Consider the following 21,946-nt stretch of genomic DNA (forward strand, 5'->3'; position numbering starts at 1 on the left):
TAGTAGATCTCTAATAGGTAAATGAAAAATCATAATCTTCTTGATCTACTAAAAAAGTATCTGTTATTGAATTTTGACCATTTAAGGAATACGTAAATTCTACTATGGTACCAAAGGTCGTATTAAAGCTTCCTTCTGTATCAGGATTAACGTCATTTAGTGAGCCATTAGAAAAAATCTCCTCATAACAAAAACTTTGATCAATGTCCAACTCATCATCAGTGTAAAATTCTATACACTCTATACTTCGAAATTTGAACGAATACACAATGTCATTGCCCCCACCACTCTCCCTGGTAATATTAAAATGTACTTTACCTATTCTTTTTAAGGGAATAGTACCAATATTTATTTCAAGATTAGCTGGCGCATTATCATTTGTGCTTGTGAGATAAGTATATTTTGAAAAGTTATTGTCTTTATAAATTTCAATTGAAAAGTCGTCTGTCCTATCAAACAATGACACTATTTCAAAAGTACCATCTTGCTTGCTAAAATTTCTGCCTAATAAGAAATCATCGTCACTAAAAAGGCTTGTTGCTCTTGTGCTGTAAACCTTGATTTCAGCATTTTCTATGGGTTCATTAAGTTCATCAACTATGGTTCCCAATACTAAAATTCTTGTATTTGGCTCAAATCTAACTTCACACGAATAGTAAAAAAAGAATCCCACAAGAAACAATGAGAGCGATCGAAATTTCATTTATACATTGATGATTTAGATGAAGATGGTTTTTGTAAGAAAAGGTTGCGTTCAAATCTGTTAAAAAAAGAAAGCCACATTTGGAAATGTGGCTTTACTGATTCAGCAAAACTATTTTATAAATCAAACTTAATACCTTGGGCTAATGGCAATTCTGTTGTATAGTTTATTGTATTTGTCTGTCTTCTCATATAAATCTTCCAAGCGTCAGAACCAGATTCTCTGCCACCACCTGTCTCTTTCTCGCCTCCAAAGGCACCTCCTATTTCAGCACCTGAGGTTCCAATATTCACATTAGCAATACCACAATCTGAACCTGCATGTGATAAGAATCGTTCTGCTTCTCTTAAATTATTAGTCATAATTGCCGAAGATAATCCTTGTGCAACCCCATTTTGAAATTCGATCGCGTTTTCAACATCTCCAGAGTATTTTATTAAGTATAAAACTGGTGCGAACGTTTCATGTTGAACAATCTCAAAATGATTCTCAGCCTCAGCAATAGCTGGTTTTACATAGCATCCAGACTCATACCCGTCGCCTGATAAAACGCCACCATCAACTACTATTTTACCACCTTCTTCTACTACTCTTTCTAAAGCATTTTCGTACATTTTTACAGCATCTTTATCAATTAAAGGACCAACATGATTAGTTTCATCCAATGGGTTTCCTATTCTTAGTTGCTTGTAAGCATCTGCAACAGCATTTTTTACTTTATCATAAATAGATTCGTGAATTATTAATCGACGTGTTGATGTACATCGCTGACCTGCTGTTCCAACAGCGCCAAAAACAGCACCAATTACAGTCATTTTAATATCTGCATCTGGAGTTACTATTATTGCATTATTACCTCCCAATTCTAACAATGATTTTCCTAATCTTCCTGCGACTTCTTTAGCAACAATTTTACCCATTCGTGTTGAACCAGTCGCAGATATTAATGGTACACGTGTATCTTTAGTCATAAATTCGCCAACCTTGTAATCGCCATTTATTAGGCAAGAAATACCTTCAGGCAAATTGTTTTCTCTTAATACTTCAGCAATTATATTTTGACAAGCAACACCACAAATAGGTGTTTTCTCACTAGGTTTCCAAATACAAACATCACCACAAATCCATGCAAGTGCTGTATTCCATGACCAAACTGCAACTGGGAAATTAAAGGCAGAGATAATTCCAACAACGCCTAGAGGATGATACTGTTCATACATTCTATGACCTGGTCTTTCAGAGTGCATTGTTAGTCCGTGTAATTGTCTTGAGAGTCCCACTGCAAAATCACATATATCTATCATTTCCTGAACTTCTCCAAGGCCCTCTTGGTATGATTTCCCCATCTCATAAGATACCAATTTACCCAGTGCCTCTTTATTTTCTCTTAATTTTTCACCAAACTGTCTTACGATTTCGCCACGTTGAGGTGCTGGCATTAAGCGCCAAGTTTTAAACGCTTGAGTAGCAGTCTTCATGGCCATTTCATAATCTTCACGTGTTGTTGATTTTACAGAGGCGATTAATTCGCCATCTACTGGCGAAAAGGAATCTATGATATCTCCATTTGAGAAGTTATTTGAACCTGTAGAAGTTCCCTCATTTACTGCCTTGATTCCAAGCTGATTTAAGGCTTCCTTTATTCCAAAATTGGTAGCAATTGCTTCCATATTGATTTAGTTTTTGTGAATTACTATAAGTTATCGCGAAGTTACTAATAAATTGTCATTTTTGCTTGAAGCAAGCTACTTAAAACTGTAACTTTAGATCATTGAGAAAAACGGAAATTATATGAAAAAATCTATTCTAGTATTAATGGCATTACTCGTGCTTTTTAATTGCAAAAATGAGACAAACAATCAGACAACTGTATCTCAAAAACATGATTCTCAAGCTACGGAAAAAACGTCTAAATTTGCGATTATAATACATGGCGGTGCAGGTACCATATTAAAAAAGAACATGACACCAGAGCGCGAGCAAGCCTACAAAGCGAAACTTGAAGAAGCTATTAGGGTAGGTTATAATATCTTGAATAATGGAGGTAGTAGTTTAGATGCCGTCGTAAAAACCATCAACGTTATGGAAGATTCTCCCTTATTTAATGCTGGTAAAGGTGCTGTTTTTACTAATGCGGAAACAAACGAATTAGATGCCTCAATAATGGATGGAAAAACCTTAAATGCAGGTGCATCTGCTGGTACTACCACAGTAAGAAATCCTATAGATCTGGCAAGAGCAATTATGGAAAAATCAGAGCATGTTATGTTATCAGGTAAAGGTGCTGAGACCTTTGCTAAAGAACAAGGGTTAACTATTGTAGAACCAGAATACTTTTTTACCGAAAGACGTTTCAATAGTCTTAAAAGAGTAAAGGAAAGAGAGGTAATTAAAGAAAAAAGTGCTATCAAAAAATCCGCACTTAATAATTTTTATGATGACGACATTAAAAATTCAAAATTTGGTACTGTTGGTTGTGTAGCGCTTGATAAACAAGGTAATATCGTTGCAGGAACCTCAACAGGTGGAATGACAAATAAACGCTATGGTAGGATTGGAGATGCTCCTATAATTGGATCAGGCACCTATGCCAATAACTCTACTTGTGGTGTTTCTAGTACTGGTTGGGGAGAATATTTTATACGTGCCCAAGTAGCACACGATATCTCAGCTTTAATGGATTATAAAGGTCTCAGTTTAGAAGAAGCTGCTAAAATTGTTTTAGATAAAGTGGCCGAATTGGGTGGTGATGGTGGCATCGTAGCACTTGATAAAAACGGGAATATGGTAGCAGAATTCAATACTGCTGGAATGTATAGAGCACAAATGAATGATCAAGGCGAACTCAGCATTGGCATTTACGAAAAATAAAACGCCATAACTTTAAGAACACTTTAACAATACATAGGAATCTGAAATCAAAAACGTAAGCGTATTTAATTAACAAGAAAGTACTTACTTCACCTAATTATTTAAAGTTCAAAACTTTATTTGTTCTTTTTATAAACTAACAACTACAAAACAAAACCGCTTAAAATGTTCAACATAAAAACAAAAATTATGAACTTTTTAAAGCAGATTTTATTGGTTGCCTTAATAATTTGTGCAACGCCAACATGGTCCCAAGAACAAGCTTATGTTATTGCAGATAATGGATTATCCATTAGAGAAAAACCAAATTTAAACTCAAAAAAAATAGGGAAGCTTAAATATGGCCAGTCTATAAAAATTGAAGATGACACAGGAGAAAAACTTGTGATTTTAGATAATGGTAAAACCGTTTCTGGTAACTGGGTAAGAGTTAAGACACGTACCAAATATGGTTATGTTTTTGACGGTTACTTATCCAAAGAGATGTCCGAAGGCATAGAAGTAGATTATAAGGGTTTAAGTTTGAAAATTAAGAATCTTAAAAGTACTGATGAATTTAAAGTTAAATCATTTTTTGACACTGATACTGTCACTGTTGATGTGGAACTTGGTGATACACCAGAAGGAAAAACACTGCTTCTTAAAAACAAAGACTACAAAAGAATAAGTATCTTTCAAAAGTTTGAAAATAGCATTTCAATTTCAAATGAAGGTCCACATTGTGATCTTACAAAATGGAAACATTATTCCTCTGATTGGAAACCGATTGAGCAAATTAATCGTGGTACTTTTGAAGTATTATCTTACACTACCGAAGACTGGCCTAAATTTGTAAATATTTCAATGGAAGAATTGAAACAAGAAATAAGTAATTATTGTGGTTCAGATTGGATGAAACTTGTTAAAAACGCGAAAAGTATAAACGATTATCCTATTTCAGTTTCAACAAGTAGAATTTTATTGAAGTTTATAATCACGGATTTTGATGATAAGGTAATCGAAAAAATAATTGCATTTAATATTCCAATGGGTTGCTAACTATGAATAATTTTAAACCATATTTTGCTGTAATATTTACTTCTAAGCACACTAATAATATTTCTGGATATACTGAAATGGCCAATAAAATGGAACAATTGGCAAAATTGCAAAAAGGATTTTTAGGTATGGAAAGTGCGAGAAATGAAGTGGGTATTACAGTAAGCTATTGGGAAAGCTTGGAAGCTATTAGACATTGGAAAATAAATACAGAACATATGCTTGCCCAAAAACTTGGTAAAGAAAAATGGTATAGCTGGTATAATGTGAAAATTTGTAAAGTTGAACGCGAATATGAATTCAAAAGCTAACAATTTATCGCTTCAATGTAAAGTGGCCATAGAATTCCTGACCGTCAATCACAATCTTATACCAATAATCTGCACTTGGTAATTTATTGCCTATAAATGTTCCATCCCAGTTAACATTACTGTTGTTAGCTGAGTACAATAACTTCCCAAACCTGTTGAATATGTATACTTCAGTAGAGCTGTAATAAGGTGCTAGATTAAAATTGAATGTGTCATTGTTACCATCTCCATTTGGTGTAATGAACTTTTGAATATAGAAGTGAATATGATCTGCAGTTACCACAACTTCACATACATTTGATTTTACATACACTGTATATAATCCACTTTCAACATCGCTAAAAACATTACTAATCTGAAAATTCACACCATCAAGAGAATATACATATTCATCAGGATTTTCGAGATTAACAACAATTGAGTTACCGTTTGAACTAACACTTTCAATAACTGGTAATTCAATTTCGGTGACGTTAAAAGTAATTATTTCAGTAAAACAATTATCTGTTACCTCAACCATGTAGGTCCCACCACTATCAATAGTAATTGAAAAAGAATCCTCGCCAGTTTCCCATTGATATGATGGGTTCTCAATTACAGATATGGCTTCTAGATCAATGGTTTCTCCTTCACATAGAAACAAAAACTCATCTCTAAATTCCAATGGTTGGTCACCAATAATTTGCCATTCGCATAGTTCATCATCAAATACAGTGCTTTGCCAGCATAACAAATCTGTGGGTTCTTCTGGTTCGCTACCAAATACTTCCCATTGGCAAATAGCATCATTAAAAACTGCAGTCTCCCAACATTCAAGACCAGATGGTTCAGGTGGTTGAACACCAGAAACAATCCAAGAACAACTTGCTAAATCAAAGGTTGCAGTCTCCCAACACTCTAAAATTGGTTGCTGTGGTTCTGTTCCAGTAACTTCCCAAGCACACACTATTGTATTGAATGTAGCGGTTTCCCAACATTCTAAACCAACCGGCTCTGGTGGTTGTGTTCCTGTTACCTCCCATGAACAGGTTATGTTATTGAATGTGGCAGTTTCCCAGCATTGAGTTGTAGGTTCAACCGGTTGCGAACCTGTAACAACCCAGTCACATAAATTATCGTCAAAATTAGCAGTCTCCCAACACTCTAAATTGAGTGGTTCCGGTGGCTGTATGCCAGTTATCTCCCACGAACAAGTTGTGGTATTAAAAGTAGCGGTCTCCCAGCATTCGGTAGTTGGTTCTATTGGTTGTGAACCTGAAACAACCCAATCGCACAAATTGTCGTCAAATGTAGCGGTCTCCCAGCATTCTATAACTGGCTGAGGAGGTGCCTGGGTTATGTTGACTTCATAAACATCGGAAAACGTAATACAATCTGCATTTGTTAGATTAGCCGCAAACTCTGCAACTTTTGCCCTGTAAAATGTAGTTGTAGTTAATCCAACAATATTTAGTACATTATTAGTTTCGCCTATAATGTCCACCCAATTGACACCATCTGTACTTGATTGCCATTGATAAAAATGCGAACTAAATACCGCATTGTCTGGTATGGCATTAATGGTTTGGGAATATGGCGTAAAGGAACTGCATAGCGATTCAGAATTATTCCCTGTAGCATCTTCTACAATAATTAAATCACCACAGCTTTTAAATACAATATCATCTATAGCTAAATCATTACCGCAGCCTCCTGAACTGTTATTAATCATCTTTAAAATTACAGAGGTCTGACCTGGCAAGGTTTGAAACACCAAGGCATATTGTTCCCAATTCGGAGTAATTGTCCCGCTAATATCTCCTGTTGCTCCAGAAGCAAGTAAGTTTGTGTCTGTATTATCCCAAATTTCAAATCTTACATTAATAGGAATGGCTGTAGCACCACAAAAGCCATCTAAAGGTGTAAGATTTATTAACCAGGAAGAGAATTCATATGTAGTATTTTCACATAATCCAGAAATGTCAGTTCTGTAAAATTCACCTGGTGTAAAGCTTGAATTTACTAATAACATCCTACCATTAGTGTCATTTGGCGTAACATCATCAACATCAAACCAATCGAAATAGTTTGTATTACTAGTTACTGTATAAAGCCCGTCATCTGGCGAATTACCATTGGCATAAGTATAGGTTGTTGTGCCTGCTGGTAAAGCCGTGTCTGTAAGTCCTGAACCAAATGTTTCTACAAAAATTGGATCCCCTGAATTACCCTGACAAAAACCTAACTGTGCATGGGTTTTTTGAAGTGTCAACACCATACACAGCATCAAAATTAATTTGATTTTAAAACGTAAGTTAAGCACGCTTAAAGATAAAGATAAAATGGTGTTTTGTAGAATACCTTTCTTTAAGTTGTGAAATTATTAGATTAACGTTGTCTTATTGTAATTGAGGCTAGTTTTATTGCTTCTTAAATTGTTATTTTTGCATGTAAATAATTACTACTGATTTTATGGAAGTTTTACAGTTTATACATTCGTATTGGGCATATTTAGTCTTATTTGTTCTAGTTGTTGCGACACTAAATGCACTTTTTAAATTTTTTGGGAATAAAGAATTTGATGCTAAGGACTTTAGAATTTCGTTGTTTGCATTAATAACTATGCACATTCAATTACTTTTAGGTCTAATTCTTTGGTTCACCAAGGGATACTTTGACGAGATGACAGTTGGTGAAGTTATGAAAAACAGTACAATTAGAAATTTAGCTGTTGAACACCCAACAACAATGATAATTGCTGTAATACTAGTTACTATTGGATACTCTAAACATAAAAAGAAGTTAGTTTCTAAACCAAAGTTTAAAATGCTGGCCATCTTCTATACTCTAGCACTAGTTTTGGTTTTGGCAAAAATTCCCTGGAATCTTTGGTTCAGTTAACAAAAAAGCATCTCTGTTTGAGATGCTTATTTGTTTATGAGGTGTGGTTTACTCTACTTCTTTTATTAAATATACATAGACTGGAAAGTGATCACTGAATCCGTCTGTGAAACCGCCATCAGCAAAACTCCTGAACGGATAGCCCTCCCAACGACCACGTTTATTTGATAAGAACGCCTTATTGTATATACCAGCCTTCCAGAAGCGGTACGAAGAGTAATCGTCTTCTATAAGTGGTTTTGTTACCATAATTTGGTCAAATAAACTCCATGCATCTCTGTAAGCTGTTGTACCGTATCCTTTTTCTGTAAACATTTTTTCAAAGGGATTGTAAATTCCTTTTAACGGAACCTTTTTTCTGTCTTTTTTTGCCTTAAGTACTTTTTTTACGCTGTCGTTGGTAGGATCATCATTCAAGTCGCCCATCGTTAATATCTTGGCATAAGGATCTATTGATTGCAAGGAATCAATTATTCTTTTATTCAACTTGGCCGCGCCAACGCGTTTCGATCTGCTCCTTGCTTCACCTCCGCTACGAGATGGCCAATGATTAACGATAAGGTGTATTAAGTCGCCATCTAATTTGCCACTTACTAATAATTGGTCTCGAGTGTAAACCCGTTTTCGAGTAAGATCGTCATAGATTTTTAATTCATGTGAACTTGACTCTATTGGCTTAAAAAGTGATTTTTGATATAATAGAGCCACGTCAATACTTCTTCTATCTGGCCCATCATAATGAATAATACCATAATCTTTTCCCAAAAGCAATGGGTCATTTACTAAGTCTTCCAAGACTTTTCTATTCTCAATTTCACAAACACCAATCACAGCGGGTGAATTATTGGCCATATCACTACCTAAATTAGCAATAACCCGTGCCATATTTTTAATCTTTTTATGGTAAACTTCAGAACGATTGGCTTTTAGCTCCATCATTGGGCTCGCTTCATCATACTTTAAAGGATCATTTATGGTATCAAATAAATTCTCAAGATTGTAAAAAGCAACGGTATGGATTTTAAACTGTTTTTCAGACTGTGCGTTTAGATCAAAGAAACAAAGAAATGCAGCAAGTAGTAGAAGCGATTTTAGAAATTTCATTAGGTAGTATTATCTTATTGTTAGATCCATTACAAATTGCTTGCCAAAAGTATATAATTATTATAAAAAACTTACATTTGGGTGCTTTAAATAATCATTATTTAAAACTACTATAACAATCAATTTAAAATTAGGTATGAAAAAAAGTTTTTTACTATTTCTATTCGGAATAGCTTTTTCTTTTTCAAGTTTTGCACAACAAACTATTGTTAAAGGAAGCGTTTTGGATGGAACTACAGGAGAACCTATTCCTGATGTAACGATTACTATTGAAGAAACCGAACAAAACACAAAAACAAACTCTAGGGGAGAATTCAGTTTTACTGAAAATGTTCCTCTTGGTGAACAGGTTTTAAAAGTTGAAAAAGTAGGATACGTTACAAAACGTTACCCAATCATTGTAAACGAAGGCCAGACCGTTGATATAAGCGGAATGACATTAGACTTTGATTCGAGTGACAAAAAAGATTTATTCATTATTTCAATTTCTGACGACAATTTGAATAGTGAAGACGATGGTCTAACAGATAACATTTCCGGTCTTTTACAGGCCTCAAGGGATGTGTTCTTAAACGCTGCTGCATTTGATTTTAGCGCAACATTTTTTAGGCCTCGAGGGTTAGACAATGCCAATGGTAAAGTACTTATAAATGGCATTGAGATGAATAAACAATTTAACGGCAGACCACAATGGGGCAATTGGGGAGGTTTAAACGATGTGCAACGTAACCAAGAATTCTCCATGGGTATCTCTGCTAACGATTACACTTTTGGTGATTTAGCAGGCACAAACAACATTATTATGAGAGCCTCTAAATACAGAAGGGGTGGGCGCATCTCTTATGCCTCTGCAAATAGAAGTTATCAAGGTAGAGTCATGGCAAGTTATAGTTCTGGACTACTAGAAGGTGGTTGGTCTTACTCTGTACTTGGTTCTAGACGTTTTGGTGAAAACGGTTATGTTGACGGTACTCTCTATGATGCCAATTCGTTCTTCGTTGCCGTTGAAAAACAAATCAACGATAAACACAGTTTGAATTTTACTGGAATATATGCTCAGAACCGTCGTGGTCGTTCTACGGCTATCACCGAAGAAGTGTTCCGCCTTAAAGGGAGACAATACAACCCGTTTTGGGGAGATTTAAATGGCGAACAACGCAATTCTAGAATGCGCGAAATAAACGAACCAATATTGATGCTAAACCATTATTGGGACGTAACTTCTAAAGTGAAGTTAAATACTAACATTGCTTATCAATTTGGTAAAATTGGTAATACAAGAATAGATAATGGTGGTACAAGAAGAGTGACTTTTAATGGCGAAGACACCTACATAGGTGGTGCTCGTAATACAGACCCAACTTATTATCAAAATTTACCAAGTTATTTTTTAAATACCGATGACGCTCCAACAGCCAATGATTTTGAATTGGCGTATTTGGCACAGCAAGCTTTTATCAATGATGGCCAATTTAATTGGAATGATATTTACAGGGCCAATATCAACTCAACAGCAAGAGGACATAATGCAATCTACGCATTACAGGAAGATAGAATAGACGATCAACAACTTAGTGCTAATATTTTACTCGATGCGGAATTAGCCGAAAACATTAAACTAAATGGTGCAATAAATTACAGAAACCTCAAAAGTGAAAATTTCGCTGAGGTTAAAGATTTATTCGGTGCAAATGGCTATTTGGATGTTGACTTTTTTGCAGAGGAAACAGACCCAAGTCAAAACCTAAGTAATCTTGCTCAGTCAGATGTAAGAAACCCTAATCGATTAGCTGGTGAAGGCGATCGTTACAAATATAATTATGAGATAGATGCCAATATAATAAGTGCATTTGCTCAGGCTCAATTTAAATATAACAAAATAGATTTCTATTTGGCAGGTAATGTTTCCAGTACGGACTATCAAAGAAACGGTCTTTTTCAAAATGGCTATTTTGCTGATAATTCATTTGGAAAAAGTGAAAAAGCAGAGTTTACCAATTTTGGTGTAAAAGTAGGAGGAACATATAAGTTTAGTGGTAAACATTTATTTGATTTTAATGCCGCTTATCTGACCAAAGCACCAAGTATAAGAAATACGTTCGAAAACGCTAGGCAAAACAATGAACTCATTAACGAACTAAACAGCGAGGTAATTACAACAATAGATGCTAGCTACATTTACAGATCTCCAATAATAAAAGCCCGTATTACTGGTTTTTATACAACTTTTGAAGATGGAACCGATATAGGGTTTTATTTTACGGAAGGTAGTTCAGGGGCATTTGTACAAGAAGTCCTTACCAATATAGACCGCAGACATGTCGGTGGTGAACTGGGTATTGAAGCACAGGTTACCCCAACAATTAAGTTAAAAGGAGCTGCATCGGTTGGTCAATATATCTTTACCAACAATCCTAATTTGTATTTGTCTGGTGACGATTTTGAAAATGACCTCACGTATGGTGACGGAACAGTGGCATTGGAAAACTATCATATTGCAGGAGGTCCCGAAAGAGCTTTTCAGATTGGTTTTGAATATAGAGACCCTGACTTCTGGAATATTGGTGTTACTGCAAACCATTTCTCAAATGCATATGTAGATGTTAATAATCTGAAAAGATCGGGTCGATTTAATACTAATTTAGATCTGATACCTGAAGACACCTATAGAGAAGGTGGCAATATCTCAGGCTATAGTTTCAATGATTACGATCCAATTGTTGCACGTGAATTATTAAAGCAAGAACAGTTTGAAGATTATATGCTTGTAAATATAATTGGTGGTAAATCATGGAAGGTAGGTGACTACTTCCTAGGTTTCTTTGCGACCATAAATAATGTGTTCAATCAAGAATACAGAACTGGTGGATTTGAACAAGCCAGACGAGTTGATTATAGAAGCCAGATACAAGAACAGACCAATGAAAACGGACCTGTTTTTGGTAATCGCTATTTCTATGGAAATGGAACAACCTATTATTTAAACCTTTACGTAAGATTCTAAAAAATATTAAAACATAATCTTTAACTTTATAAAGACAATTAAAAATGAAAACATTAAAATTAAATAAACTAGCACTTTTACTAATTGGTTTGTTGGTATTTACAGCATGCGTAGAAGATGATGAATACGATTTACCAAATATTTCAGTTGGTGAAGTTGAGCTAGATCCAAACGACCAGGTCATAGATATTGACGCTGTATTAGGTTTCTTCAACCAAGAAGGTGAAGCATATACCTTCGAGGACAATCCAAACTTTGATATATATACTTCTGGATATGTGATTTCTAGTGATGAAGGTGGTAACTTCTTCGAAGAATTAGTAATCCAAGATAAAGCTGAAAATCCTACAGCCGGTATTGTAGTTCAAATAGATACAAATCCATTATTTACATTATATGAGTTTGGTAGAAAAGTATTTATTAAGCTTGATGGTTTAACTATTGCAGAAGACAATGGTGTATTACAACTTGGCAAAGCAGCTGGAAATAGTATTGAAAAAATTGCAAATTCTCAAAGAACAGAACACATCATTTTAGATCCTGAAGTTGCGACCATAGTGCCTTTGGATGTTGAAATAAGTGATTTTTCAAATGATTTGGAAAACTTATTCATTAGACTAAATGATATGCAGTTTAATCGTAACGATGTATTAGGCGATAACCCATTAACTTTCGCAGCTGAAGATACAGACGAATTTGATGGAGAACGTACAGTTGAAAATTGTGCAAATGGAACTACTGTTATTATGAGCACAAGTACATTTTCAGATTTTAAAGGGTTAACCTTACCAGCAAACAGAGGTTCAATTTCTGCTGTTTTGACTAGGGATTTCTTTGATGATTTTTACACGATTGTTGTTAATTCTCCTGAGGATATAAATTTTGATAATGAAAACCGTTGTGATCCAGATTTCTTAGAATGCACAGGTCCATCTGGTGGTGGTTCAGTAATTTTTGAAGAAGACTTCGAAGGTTTTGGAACATATGATTCTGAGGGCTGGGATAACATAAACATTAGTGGCACAAGTACAGACTGGTTTATCAGCAGTTTCAGCGGTAACTTCTACTCTCGTATTTCTGCCTTTAGTTCTGGTAACGCTGAGGCAAATGTTTGGTTAGTAACGCCTCCTATAGATATGGATAGCACAACAGGTGAAGAGTTAACATTTGATATCCAAGCCAACTTTGATACTGGTACAAATTTATCTGTTTGGGTATCTACGGACTATGCTGGTGATCCAACTACAGCAACATGGTCCTTACTAGATGCAACTATTCCTGTTGGCCCTGCAAGTACTTTCGGCAATTTTGAAACCGTAGGGCCTGTGAATATTTCTTGTGTTGATGGGAATGCGGTCTTTGGATTCTACTATGAAGGGTCAGATCCAAGTGCCACTACGAGATACCATTTAGACAATGTTGTTGTAACTGGTAATTAATTAATATCATAAATTATTAAAAACCACATCTTAACAATGGATGTGGTTTTTTTATTTTAGCAATTATGCTAGACAATTTTTACATAGCTATTCTTAAATACTATAAGACTGGATTTAGAAGAAAAAGCCTTACTATTGCCTTATTCTACATCAATTTTTTAGAATTGGCAATACTACTTTTATTGGGAACATTCTTCTTGGCTTTCGCAAAACAAATGAAGCTAGCAACAATGTCCTCAACTAAATTTTGGTGGTTATTTATTCTAGTAAGTGTTTTCGTGGTATTTAAAAACTGGATGCGATATAACGGCAAAAAAAGGAATGTACTTGGTGTAAAAACCAAGGGTAAATTAATGTCTATTTACTTGCTATGGATATTGCCCTTTGCCAGTTTAATTTTGGCTTTTATTCTTTACCAAGTTCAATAAAAAAAGCCAACCTCAAGAGGTTGGCATCATTTTATATTAGCAGTTCCAATATTATTTTTCTTACTTTTCTTTTGAGCAACAAGCTTTTTTGCAGTCTTCCTTACACGCCTTCTTCTCAGCTTCCGTTTTATTTGCACAACAAGCTTTGTCGCAATCTGCTTTACAAGCTTTCTTTTCACCATCAAAGTTTTCAACTATTTTCATGTCTTTAACTTTATAAATGTCGGCAACACTTGTTACTGCATCTTCCAATGTTTTTGGTGATACTTTAGCTTCATCGTACTCTACCATTGCCAGACGTTTGCCAAAATCTACTTTGGCAGATTTAACGCCTTCCATTTTAGCCATTTTCTTTTCAATAGTCTTTGCGCAACCCATTTCACATGTCATACCCTCAATGCCAAACTCTACTTTTGCATAGGTCGCATTTGGATCCAATGTTTCGGAAACCCCTTTTTTAGTTACTTCAACATCAACAGTTTTTACCTCAGGCTGCGTTTCGTTTTTACATGCAACGATAACTAAGGCCACAATTACAACGATAAATAGATTCTTAAACGTATTCATAGGATTATACTCTTAATTTTGCGCTAAATCTACTAAATATTGGTGTTTCTTGGATAAGAATTAACGATTTTTGTGATTCTTAGTTCAAGACATTGTATGAAAAACCTAAATTTAAAATGGATTTACCTCATTATACTATCCATAATCTGGGGAAGTTCATTTATTTTAATAAAAAAAGCACTCTTAGGTTTAACACCATACCAACTTGGTGCACTGAGAACTATCCTTACAGGATTAATTCTTCTATCTGCGGGCTTTTATACTCTGAAAAGCATTCCTAAAATCAAATGGAAGTGGTTATTGTTATCTGGCCTGTTGGGTTCATTTTTTCCTGCTTTTCTTTTTGCCATTGCCGAAACTGAGATTGACAGTGCAGTAACTTCTATTTTAAATTCGCTAGTACCCTTAAATACAATTCTCTTGGGATTTGCCATTTTTAAAATTACATCGACAAAAAAACAAATTCTAGGAGTTATTATTGGCTTTATTGGTACTGCAATATTAATCCTTAAGGGATCGGAACTAAATCCAAATCAAAATTATTTATATTCCGTTTTTGTCATTGCATCTACTCTTATGTATGCAACTAATACAAATATTATTAAACGCCATTTACAAGACGTAAAACCTTTAGCAATCGCGGTTGGCAATTATGTCGTTATAATAATTCCTGCGATAATCATATTATTCTACACTGATTTTTTTACTGAAGAGACCTTTGGTCATCCAGAGTTTTTGCCATCCTTAATATATGTTGCAATACTGGCTCTTTTTGGCACAGCAATAGCCAAAGTTTTCTACAATAAACTGGTACAGATTTCTACACCAGTATTTGCATCTTCTGTTACCTATATTATGCCAATTGTAGCCTTATCCTGGGGCATCTTGGATGGTGAAAAATTTAGTTTTGTACAAGGATTGGCGGCATGTTTAATTTTGGTAGGTGTTTATTTGGCCAATAATCGAGTTAAAAAAACAAAAAAGCCAGAGTAACGCTCTGGCTTTTTCTATTTAAATAGTTAATAAATTAATCGAAATCAGCCTCTGAGACGCCTTCGTTTATTTTTACTTCAATAAGTTTAAATTCGATAACCTGTCCCATCTGACTACCAGATCTGATGTTAGGAAACTTTAAACCTTCATAAGCTTGATAATCTTTCAAAAATGTTTCTTGACTTTGAGATCGGCCCTGCATATTAGTGTTTTGCACTTCTTTGACCTTAAGTCCTGTTTCTACATCATAATAATATGAAAGGGAAATGACATCTCCAGCAACATCTATCTTATAGGCATCTTTTCCGTCTATCGCTTCGATTCCTGAAAGCTTAACTTTATCAGATTCTAACATATTTAGTTCTGGTAATAAACCTGCTAACATCTGCATATCTGAAGCCATATTTTCTGGTAAAGGATTTTTGTTCATTGTAACCTGATCCTTAGTCATAATGACCGTCATCATTGGGTTACCACCCATTGATAATACCTGAGATGCTTTGCCGTCTATTTTTTTCTCCTCACTTATAATAGTATTTCCCATTGCTGAGGCTTCATATTTAAGAATTAAAGAAGTTGTATTGTCAATAGCTTCCTTGCCCCCAATAGCTTTGAAATAATTATTCAAAACCATTTCTGCAGTTAACCCTTCTGGTAACACAGCTGTCTCTGGTCTTTCAGCCGGGTTTGCTTCTTTGTCAAAAAACTTAATTGGTAGTTTCTTGCCATTCCATTCAATCTTTTCAACATTCTCTAACACATCCGCAGCTTTACCAACTAAGACAATCCTAGCATTTTCATCAGTAAAATATTTATTCGCTACACGCTGAACATCCTCAACAGTTACTGCATCAATATTGGCGATGTAGTTTTTATAAAAATCTTCAGGTAGTTTATTCGTTTTAATCGTTAAAGCACGTCTGGCGGCAACTGTTTTATCTTCAGACTGAAGGATAAAGTTCCCTAAGAACTTTGCCTTGGCATTTGCAAGCATCTCCGGATCAACTGGTTCGGTTTTAATGCGCTTGATTTCTTTTAAAGTTTCCACAACAGCACTATCTGTAACCTCATTACGTACTTTTGTCGTTGCTCTAAATGAAGAATTATACCAACGGCCAGTTCCTAAGCTAGATCTCGCTCCATACGTATAACCGTTTTGTTCTCTTAAATTCATATTTAAGTAAGAGCCAAAAGCACCACCTAAAATATAATTAGCAACCAAAGCTGCATAATAATCCTCGTCTGTCATTTTTAAAGGTGATACACTCATAACGGCTAGTTCTGTTTGGACCGCATTAGGGACATCTACAAAGTTGATCTCTGTAGTAGGAACGTCTTCAAAAGAAGGGTATTCAGGCGTTTCAACTGAACCTTCAGACCAATCTTTCATATAGGTCTTTAACAACTTTTTAGCGTCCTTAACTGTAATATCTCCTGAGAAAAGCATATAACCATTAGAAGGTTTAAAGCGCTGGTTATAAAACTGCTTAACATCTTCTAGAGTAACATTATTTACAGTTTCTTCAGTTACAATTTCTCCAGCGGCGTGATTCTTTCCATACATTAAAGCACTTCTTACATTACTTGCAATAGCTGCTGCGCTATTTTCTCCAGATTTGATACCTTCTATTAATTGCTCTTTTTCAAAATCTAACTCCTCTTGGGTAAATTTTGGTTGTAAAGCTGCCTCAGCAAATAATTCAAAAACTTGGTCTTTGTATTTTGCTAAGCAGTATCCAAATCCGCCGTTAGGATTTATATTTACTGATGCACCAAGAAAATCTACTTTTTCAGCAAACTCATCCTTTGTACTTTTTTGAGTCTCCTTACCAAGTAATGCACCTGTTAAGGATTGTACACCAGCTTTTTCTCCTTCATAGACTGGAGGGTTATTTAAATTTAGGCTCCAGTTAACCACAGGAAATTTTGTGTCTGTCGCTACTAAAACAGTTAATCCATTTTTTAATGTAAATTCCTTTGCTTCACGCAAGTTTACCTCTGGCGTAGGACCAGATTCTGGAATTTTAGTTCTATCAATTTGAGCTGTTGCGCTAAGCCCCATGAACAACGCAACGAATGTGTATATAAAATGTTTTTTCATAACTAGTATTAATGCTTATTGTTTTGAGTCTTCTTCTGGTCCAGAACCTGCTAAATATTTAATTTCAACACGCTGATTCGGTTTTAAATATTCATTCGCAACGCGCTTAATATCCTCCTTCGTGATTGTTCTGTAAATATCTAATTGCTTGTTAATTCTGTTTGCATCACCTTGTAACATATAATATGTTGCCAGGGATGAAGCGATTCCTTGAACACTTGAATTTGCTTCTACATAATTTGTTTCAAATTGGTTTTGTAGCTTCTGATATTCTTTGTCTGAAATCAACTCTGTTTGTAGTTTTTTAATCTCATCATCCATTGTTGCCTTTAATGCATCCCAGTCTGGTTCACCCTTAATAAGCGCACCCATTGTATAAGTGCCATAATCTTGATTGGCCTGGTTGAATGCCAACACTTGTAAAGCTACTTTGTCCTGATCTACCATTCTTTTGTACATTCTAGAACTATTCCCTCCAGTTAAAATAGATGAAATATAATCTAACACATAAGCATCTCTGTCTACTGATTTTGGAGTGATGTATGAGAAAATGTATGCTGGAATTTGAATATTAGCATCGTACTCCGTAGCATATCTTGTTTCAGTGATTGCTGGCTCAACGATGTCTTCTCTAATGTTTGGCTCGGCATTATTTGGAATGGGTCCGAAATAGTCATTAATTAATGATTTGGTTTGTTCAACATCAATATCACCTGCAACAACTAAAACTGCATTATTAGGATTGTAGTATTGTTGGTTAAAGTCTATAAACTCTTCTAATTGAGCAGCGTTAAGGTCATCCATTGATCCAATTACAGATCTTCCATACGGATGCTTCTTAAATAGATGGTTGTCCACCCCTGTTCTGTATATTATTTTACCGTAAGGAGCGTTGTCTATACGTTGACGTTTTTCCTCTTTTACTACTTCGTTTTGAGTATCTACACCAACTTGCTCAATTATAGGGTGCAACATGCGCTCACTTTCCATCCAAAGTCCTATTTCTAGTTTGTTAGACGGAAACGTTTCGTAATAATAGGTTCTATCTTGCGTGGTGTTTGCATTATTGCTACCACCATTGGCGGAAACAATATCGAACCATTTTCCTCTTTCGATATTTTCTGTTCCCTCAAACAATAAGTGTTCAAAGAAGTGAGCAAAACCTGTTCTTCCTTCTACCTCGTCCTTAGCACCAATTTGGTACATTACTCCAACCGTAACCACTGGAGCGGCATTTTCTTGATGTAAGATAACGTGCAAACCATTATCTAATTTGTACTCCTCAAATTCTACTTTTTGTGCTGAGGCACCGAAGCCTACAAACAAAAAAAGTACTAGAGCAAAAAAGCTTTTTCTCATTATTAGTGTGTTTAAAATTTAATTTGTTTTTAGTGTTTGTCTCTAACCGTAAAGCTTTGTTACACAAAGCCCAACAAAAATAATGAATCATTGGTCTCAATACACCAAAAAAAATGTGAAAAAAGTAGGAATTGTTTGATATTCGTTATGGCAATACATTACCATTTTACCAAATGCACCTTAAAACCATTAAAACGTTTGTAGATTAAGAATTTAGGAGTATATTTGCATCCGCTTTCTGAAAAGAGAGCTTTCAAGTTTAAACAAAAAATAAAAACGTTACGCTATGTACGCAATTGTAGAGATAGCAGGGCATCAATTTAAAGTTGAGAAAGACCAAAAAGTTTTTGTTAATCGTTTATCAGTAGAAGAAGGTAAGAAAGTAGCTTTCGATAATGTCCTCCTAATTGGTAACGGTAACGATGTAACTTTAGGCGCCCCGGCTATAGACGGAGCACAAGTAAGTGCGAAAGTTTTAAAGCACCTAAAAGGTGATAAGGTAATCGTTTTCAAAAAGAAAAGACGTAAAGGTTATCGAGTTAAAAATGGTCATAGACAATCATTGACCGAAATTATTGTTGAAGGTATTACTGCTTCAGGTGCTAAAAAAGCAACACCTAAGAAAGAGGAAAAGAAAGCTGAACCTAAAGTTGCAACTAACAAGGTAGAAACAACCGCAAAAGCAAAACCAGTTGCTAAAAAGACTACAGCTAAAGCTGATGATTTAAAGAAAATCGAAGGTATAGGGCCTAAGATTGCTTCGACTTTAGTTGAAGGTGGTATTGCTACTTTTGTAGATTTAGCAAAAGCAAAACCAGAAGACATATCAGAAATTATCGCTGGTGTGCGCGGAAACCATGTTACTGATACTTGGCCTCAACAAGCTAAATTGGCCGCAGATGGTAAGTGGGATGAATTAAAAGCATTACAAGATAAATTAGATGGTGGTAAAGCATAACCGCTTATCTATATTGTTAACAATTAAATCGAAATAAAATGGCACATAAAAAAGGAGTCGGAAGTTCGAAAAACGGTAGAGAATCAGAATCGAAACGTCTAGGTGTTAAGATTTTTGGTGGGCAAGCTGCCGTCGCAGGTAACATCATCGTTAGACAAAGAGGTAATACACACCACCCAGGTGAAAACGTTTACCAAGGTAAAGATCATACGTTACATGCAAAGGTTGACGGTGTTGTTCAGTTTTCAAAGAAAAAAGACAATAAGTCTTATGTATCGGTTCAACCATTTGAAGCTTAAGACAAAAAACTCAAAAATATCATACAGCCCTTACTTTCATAGTAAGGGTTTTTTTATTTACACGATCTCCATTTTCTTGAGGAGAAAACTTGCATTCATGTTAGAGCATACACCTTTTTTAAGTTTGTAATCAAAATAGAGCTCTTCATTAATGATTTGTGCATCAAAGAAATAATTTTTAACCGGCTCTAGCTCATCTTCAATTTTTGTTAAACTTAAATCATGAGTAGCAATGATTCCTGTTGCCTTGATATTTACAAGACGTTCAACAAACTTCTTTGATCCAATAGCTTTATCTGTACTATTTGTGCCTTTTAAGATTTCATCCAGAATGACAAAATAATTATCTTCAGTTGTAATGGTATCTACAATAAACTTGAGTCGTGTCAATTCACTGAAGAAATAAGAGCTATCGTCTTTTAATGAATCTGTAGTGCGCATGCTTGTTATCAATTTAATAGGGGTATAATGAGACGATTTTGCGCATACTGGTAATCCTATATTAGCCATTACAATATGAAGCCCAACCGTTCTTAAGAACGTACTTTTGCCTGCCATATTAGCTCCGGTGACAATAAAAAATTCATTCTTATTGAGCTCTAAATTACTAGCTATTCTTTTGTCAACTTGTAATAGGGGATGACCAAGCTCATTAGCTTTAATACTTGTATTATCATTTATAATTTTTGGGAACACATAATCTTTGTGATTATAGGCATATGTCCCTAAGCTATTAAATGCATCGAAAAAGACTACTACACTAAACCAGTCTTCAACCTTATCCGCATATTTAATTATCCAACGTTCTACTCTGTAACTTTGAAGAATATCCCAGAGGAAATAGCCATTGCCAAATATGGCAGAGATAAAGTTGTTTCTATTATCTAAAGCATCTAATGCCTTAGTAAATTCCGAGAAAATCTTTGACGCTTTTACATCCCCAAGCTTTAGTTTTTGCTGTTGTGTCTTCAAAAGTTCTGAAGTAAAACTTTGATTTTCTATTTGATCTAAAAGCAGGGCATATTGCCTGAAGGTATTTTTAGTTCTTTCCGTATTTTGTGAAAGTATATTAATTCGTTTTACATAAATCCCAGTTATTCCAAGGCCAATTAAAAGCCAATATCCAGCAACTTTTATTGGCATATATTGTAAAATAACCATTGCTAATATTCCTGTGGATAATGCGCTAAAGCTAATGGACAACCAATAATGAAATGGTCTAAGAAATGGTTTATACTCCTTTAGCCAAGTAATTATTTTACTCGCCTTATACTCTGTTTTAATTCCTTGTGCTAAACCTGCATATAGTTGTGTCCAATTAGGAATTTCAGCTAATTCCTTTATGGCCTGTTGACGATTTTCGATACCATTAATATTGTTGGCTAAAAGGATATTGGATAGCTTTTCCATGCCTTCATTAATATTAGTCCTATTCATGTATTGAAAAAATGACCCCTTACCAAATAGGTCAATATCTAAGCTATAATAATGATTAGAATTTTGAAATTGAATACCATCTTCTCTATGATAGTACTGGCCATTATTTATGCTTATTTCTTCTTCATTAAGTTTTATTAGGCGTTTACAAAGTGCTCTTTTTGCCTTTAAATCAGTATATCGAGACAGCAAAGCGAGAAAAATAACGGTTCCAATAAGCCCAGATAAAAATGCCCATTGCCATTGTTGTCTCAATAAATAAACTATGCCTACAGTGGAAAGAAATACCGTAAGTCTAAGCACGCTTAAAACGCTTAGTTGTTTAAAGATTTGCTTTGACTCTTGTGTAAATTTAGCAATCTGTAGATTGTAGAATTCAGTGTTTTCCATATATCCATGAAATAAAAATCCCAAGATAATATTTTACCTTGGGATTATATCTTGTATCCTGCTT

At 34.9% G+C, this 21,946-nt stretch carries 18 protein-coding genes; 10 read left to right on the plus strand and 8 right to left on the minus strand.

Going from position 1 to position 21,946, the window contains the following annotated elements; translation table 11 throughout:
• Positions 1-10: 10 nt before the first annotated feature.
• The gene (locus tag LBU54_RS00880; RefSeq protein WP_224524169.1) at positions 11-703 is read right to left on the minus strand and encodes a hypothetical protein; all 693 of its coding nucleotides are present in this window, start codon (positions 701-703) and stop codon (positions 11-13) included.
• A gap of 116 nt (positions 704-819) precedes the next feature.
• The gene (gene amaB, locus LBU54_RS00885) at positions 820-2,373 is read right to left on the minus strand and encodes an L-piperidine-6-carboxylate dehydrogenase (protein WP_224524170.1); all 1,554 of its coding nucleotides are present in this window, start codon (positions 2,371-2,373) and stop codon (positions 820-822) included.
• A gap of 121 nt (positions 2,374-2,494) precedes the next feature.
• Between amaB and LBU54_RS00890 the strand changes: the two genes are divergently transcribed.
• From LBU54_RS00890 to LBU54_RS00900, 3 genes are all read left to right on the plus strand, one after another.
• Complete coding sequence (locus tag LBU54_RS00890; protein WP_224524171.1) at positions 2,495-3,574, plus strand: isoaspartyl peptidase/L-asparaginase family protein; 1,080 nt, start codon at positions 2,495-2,497, stop codon at positions 3,572-3,574.
• A gap of 189 nt (positions 3,575-3,763) precedes the next feature.
• Positions 3,764-4,612 carry an SH3 domain-containing protein gene (locus LBU54_RS00895; RefSeq protein WP_224524172.1) on the plus strand — a complete coding sequence of 283 codons (849 nt, stop codon included), beginning with the start codon at positions 3,764-3,766 and terminating at the stop codon, positions 4,610-4,612.
• A 2-nt stretch (positions 4,613-4,614) separates the two neighbouring features.
• Positions 4,615-4,923, plus strand: a complete 309-nt coding sequence (locus LBU54_RS00900; protein ID WP_224524187.1) for an antibiotic biosynthesis monooxygenase family protein — start codon at positions 4,615-4,617, stop codon at positions 4,921-4,923.
• A gap of 4 nt (positions 4,924-4,927) precedes the next feature.
• Here LBU54_RS00900 and LBU54_RS00905 read toward each other — a convergent pair whose 3' ends face one another.
• Positions 4,928-7,180 (minus strand): T9SS type B sorting domain-containing protein, encoded by a 2,253-nt coding sequence (locus LBU54_RS00905; protein ID WP_224524189.1) that lies wholly within the window; start codon positions 7,178-7,180, stop codon positions 4,928-4,930.
• A gap of 194 nt (positions 7,181-7,374) precedes the next feature.
• Here LBU54_RS00905 and LBU54_RS00910 point away from each other — a divergent pair, with 194 nt between their 5' ends.
• On the plus strand, positions 7,375-7,803 hold the full coding sequence (locus tag LBU54_RS00910; RefSeq protein WP_224524191.1) for a hypothetical protein: 429 nt from the start codon (positions 7,375-7,377) through the stop codon (positions 7,801-7,803).
• Positions 7,804-7,851: 48 nt separating this feature from the next.
• Here LBU54_RS00910 and LBU54_RS00915 read toward each other — a convergent pair whose 3' ends face one another.
• On the minus strand, positions 7,852-8,907 hold the full coding sequence (locus tag LBU54_RS00915) for an endonuclease/exonuclease/phosphatase family protein (RefSeq protein ID WP_224524193.1): 1,056 nt from the start codon (positions 8,905-8,907) through the stop codon (positions 7,852-7,854).
• 136 nt (positions 8,908-9,043) lie between these two features.
• Here LBU54_RS00915 and LBU54_RS00920 point away from each other — a divergent pair, with 136 nt between their 5' ends.
• The 3 genes from LBU54_RS00920 to LBU54_RS00930 all read left to right on the plus strand — a co-directional run bounded on the left by LBU54_RS00920 (position 9,044) and on the right by LBU54_RS00930 (position 13,778).
• Positions 9,044-11,911, plus strand: coding sequence for a TonB-dependent receptor (locus tag LBU54_RS00920; RefSeq protein WP_224524202.1), 2,868 nt, complete (start codon positions 9,044-9,046; stop codon positions 11,909-11,911).
• A gap of 44 nt (positions 11,912-11,955) precedes the next feature.
• Positions 11,956-13,350, plus strand: coding sequence for a DUF5689 domain-containing protein (locus tag LBU54_RS00925; RefSeq protein WP_224524204.1), 1,395 nt, complete (start codon positions 11,956-11,958; stop codon positions 13,348-13,350).
• 65 nt (positions 13,351-13,415) lie between these two features.
• Positions 13,416-13,778: a hypothetical protein gene (locus LBU54_RS00930; RefSeq protein WP_224524207.1), complete on the plus strand. Its 363-nt coding sequence runs from the start codon at positions 13,416-13,418 to the stop codon at positions 13,776-13,778.
• Positions 13,779-13,838: 60 nt separating this feature from the next.
• Here LBU54_RS00930 and LBU54_RS00935 read toward each other — a convergent pair whose 3' ends face one another.
• The gene (locus LBU54_RS00935) at positions 13,839-14,345 is read right to left on the minus strand and encodes a cation transporter (protein WP_224524219.1); all 507 of its coding nucleotides are present in this window, start codon (positions 14,343-14,345) and stop codon (positions 13,839-13,841) included.
• Positions 14,346-14,441: 96 nt separating this feature from the next.
• On the opposite strand from LBU54_RS00935, the gene LBU54_RS00940 reads away from it, so the two are divergent.
• Positions 14,442-15,338 carry a DMT family transporter gene (locus tag LBU54_RS00940; protein ID WP_224524222.1) on the plus strand — a complete coding sequence of 299 codons (897 nt, stop codon included), beginning with the start codon at positions 14,442-14,444 and terminating at the stop codon, positions 15,336-15,338.
• 34 nt (positions 15,339-15,372) lie between these two features.
• On the opposite strand, the gene LBU54_RS00945 is transcribed toward LBU54_RS00940, so the two are convergent.
• Positions 15,373-17,439, minus strand: coding sequence for a M16 family metallopeptidase (locus LBU54_RS00945; RefSeq protein WP_224524225.1), 2,067 nt, complete (start codon positions 17,437-17,439; stop codon positions 15,373-15,375).
• Positions 17,440-17,454: 15 nt separating this feature from the next.
• Positions 17,455-18,798 carry a M16 family metallopeptidase gene (locus LBU54_RS00950; RefSeq protein WP_224524228.1) on the minus strand — a complete coding sequence of 448 codons (1,344 nt, stop codon included), beginning with the start codon at positions 18,796-18,798 and terminating at the stop codon, positions 17,455-17,457.
• 286 nt (positions 18,799-19,084) lie between these two features.
• Here LBU54_RS00950 and rplU point away from each other — a divergent pair, with 286 nt between their 5' ends.
• Both rplU and rpmA read left to right on the plus strand, forming a co-directional pair.
• Entirely contained in the window at positions 19,085-19,756 is a 672-nt protein-coding gene (gene rplU / locus LBU54_RS00955) for a 50S ribosomal protein L21 (RefSeq protein ID WP_224524231.1), read from the plus strand.
• A gap of 38 nt (positions 19,757-19,794) precedes the next feature.
• Positions 19,795-20,055 carry a 50S ribosomal protein L27 gene (gene rpmA, locus LBU54_RS00960; RefSeq protein WP_224524233.1) on the plus strand — a complete coding sequence of 87 codons (261 nt, stop codon included), beginning with the start codon at positions 19,795-19,797 and terminating at the stop codon, positions 20,053-20,055.
• Positions 20,056-20,112: 57 nt separating this feature from the next.
• Here rpmA and LBU54_RS00965 read toward each other — a convergent pair whose 3' ends face one another.
• On the minus strand, positions 20,113-21,906 hold the full coding sequence (locus tag LBU54_RS00965) for a MutS-related protein (RefSeq protein ID WP_317196315.1): 1,794 nt from the start codon (positions 21,904-21,906) through the stop codon (positions 20,113-20,115).
• Between the last annotated feature and the right edge of the window lie 40 nt (positions 21,907-21,946).

Origin of the sequence: Winogradskyella alexanderae (genome assembly GCF_020166335.1) — a bacterium.
GTDB lineage: Bacteria > Bacteroidota > Bacteroidia > Flavobacteriales > Flavobacteriaceae > Winogradskyella > Winogradskyella alexanderae.

Coding starts and splice junctions, on each gene's coding strand:
- LBU54_RS00880 (WP_224524169.1), bottom strand. CDS start 703: ATGAAATTTCGATCGCTCTCATTGTTTCTTGTGGGATTCTTTTTTTAC.
- amaB (WP_224524170.1), bottom strand. CDS start 2,373: ATGGAAGCAATTGCTACCAATTTTGGAATAAAGGAAGCCTTAAATCAG.
- LBU54_RS00890 (WP_224524171.1), top strand. CDS start 2,495: ATGAAAAAATCTATTCTAGTATTAATGGCATTACTCGTGCTTTTTAAT.
- LBU54_RS00895 (WP_224524172.1), top strand. CDS start 3,764: ATGAACTTTTTAAAGCAGATTTTATTGGTTGCCTTAATAATTTGTGCA.
- LBU54_RS00900 (WP_224524187.1), top strand. CDS start 4,615: ATGAATAATTTTAAACCATATTTTGCTGTAATATTTACTTCTAAGCAC.
- LBU54_RS00905 (WP_224524189.1), bottom strand. CDS start 7,180: ATGGTGTTGACACTTCAAAAAACCCATGCACAGTTAGGTTTTTGTCAG.
- LBU54_RS00910 (WP_224524191.1), top strand. CDS start 7,375: ATGGAAGTTTTACAGTTTATACATTCGTATTGGGCATATTTAGTCTTA.
- LBU54_RS00915 (WP_224524193.1), bottom strand. CDS start 8,907: ATGAAATTTCTAAAATCGCTTCTACTACTTGCTGCATTTCTTTGTTTC.
- LBU54_RS00920 (WP_224524202.1), top strand. CDS start 9,044: ATGAAAAAAAGTTTTTTACTATTTCTATTCGGAATAGCTTTTTCTTTT.
- LBU54_RS00925 (WP_224524204.1), top strand. CDS start 11,956: ATGAAAACATTAAAATTAAATAAACTAGCACTTTTACTAATTGGTTTG.
- LBU54_RS00930 (WP_224524207.1), top strand. CDS start 13,416: ATGCTAGACAATTTTTACATAGCTATTCTTAAATACTATAAGACTGGA.
- LBU54_RS00935 (WP_224524219.1), bottom strand. CDS start 14,345: ATGAATACGTTTAAGAATCTATTTATCGTTGTAATTGTGGCCTTAGTT.
- LBU54_RS00940 (WP_224524222.1), top strand. CDS start 14,442: ATGAAAAACCTAAATTTAAAATGGATTTACCTCATTATACTATCCATA.
- LBU54_RS00945 (WP_224524225.1), bottom strand. CDS start 17,439: ATGAAAAAACATTTTATATACACATTCGTTGCGTTGTTCATGGGGCTT.
- LBU54_RS00950 (WP_224524228.1), bottom strand. CDS start 18,798: ATGAGAAAAAGCTTTTTTGCTCTAGTACTTTTTTTGTTTGTAGGCTTC.
- rplU (WP_224524231.1), top strand. CDS start 19,085: ATGTACGCAATTGTAGAGATAGCAGGGCATCAATTTAAAGTTGAGAAA.
- rpmA (WP_224524233.1), top strand. CDS start 19,795: ATGGCACATAAAAAAGGAGTCGGAAGTTCGAAAAACGGTAGAGAATCA.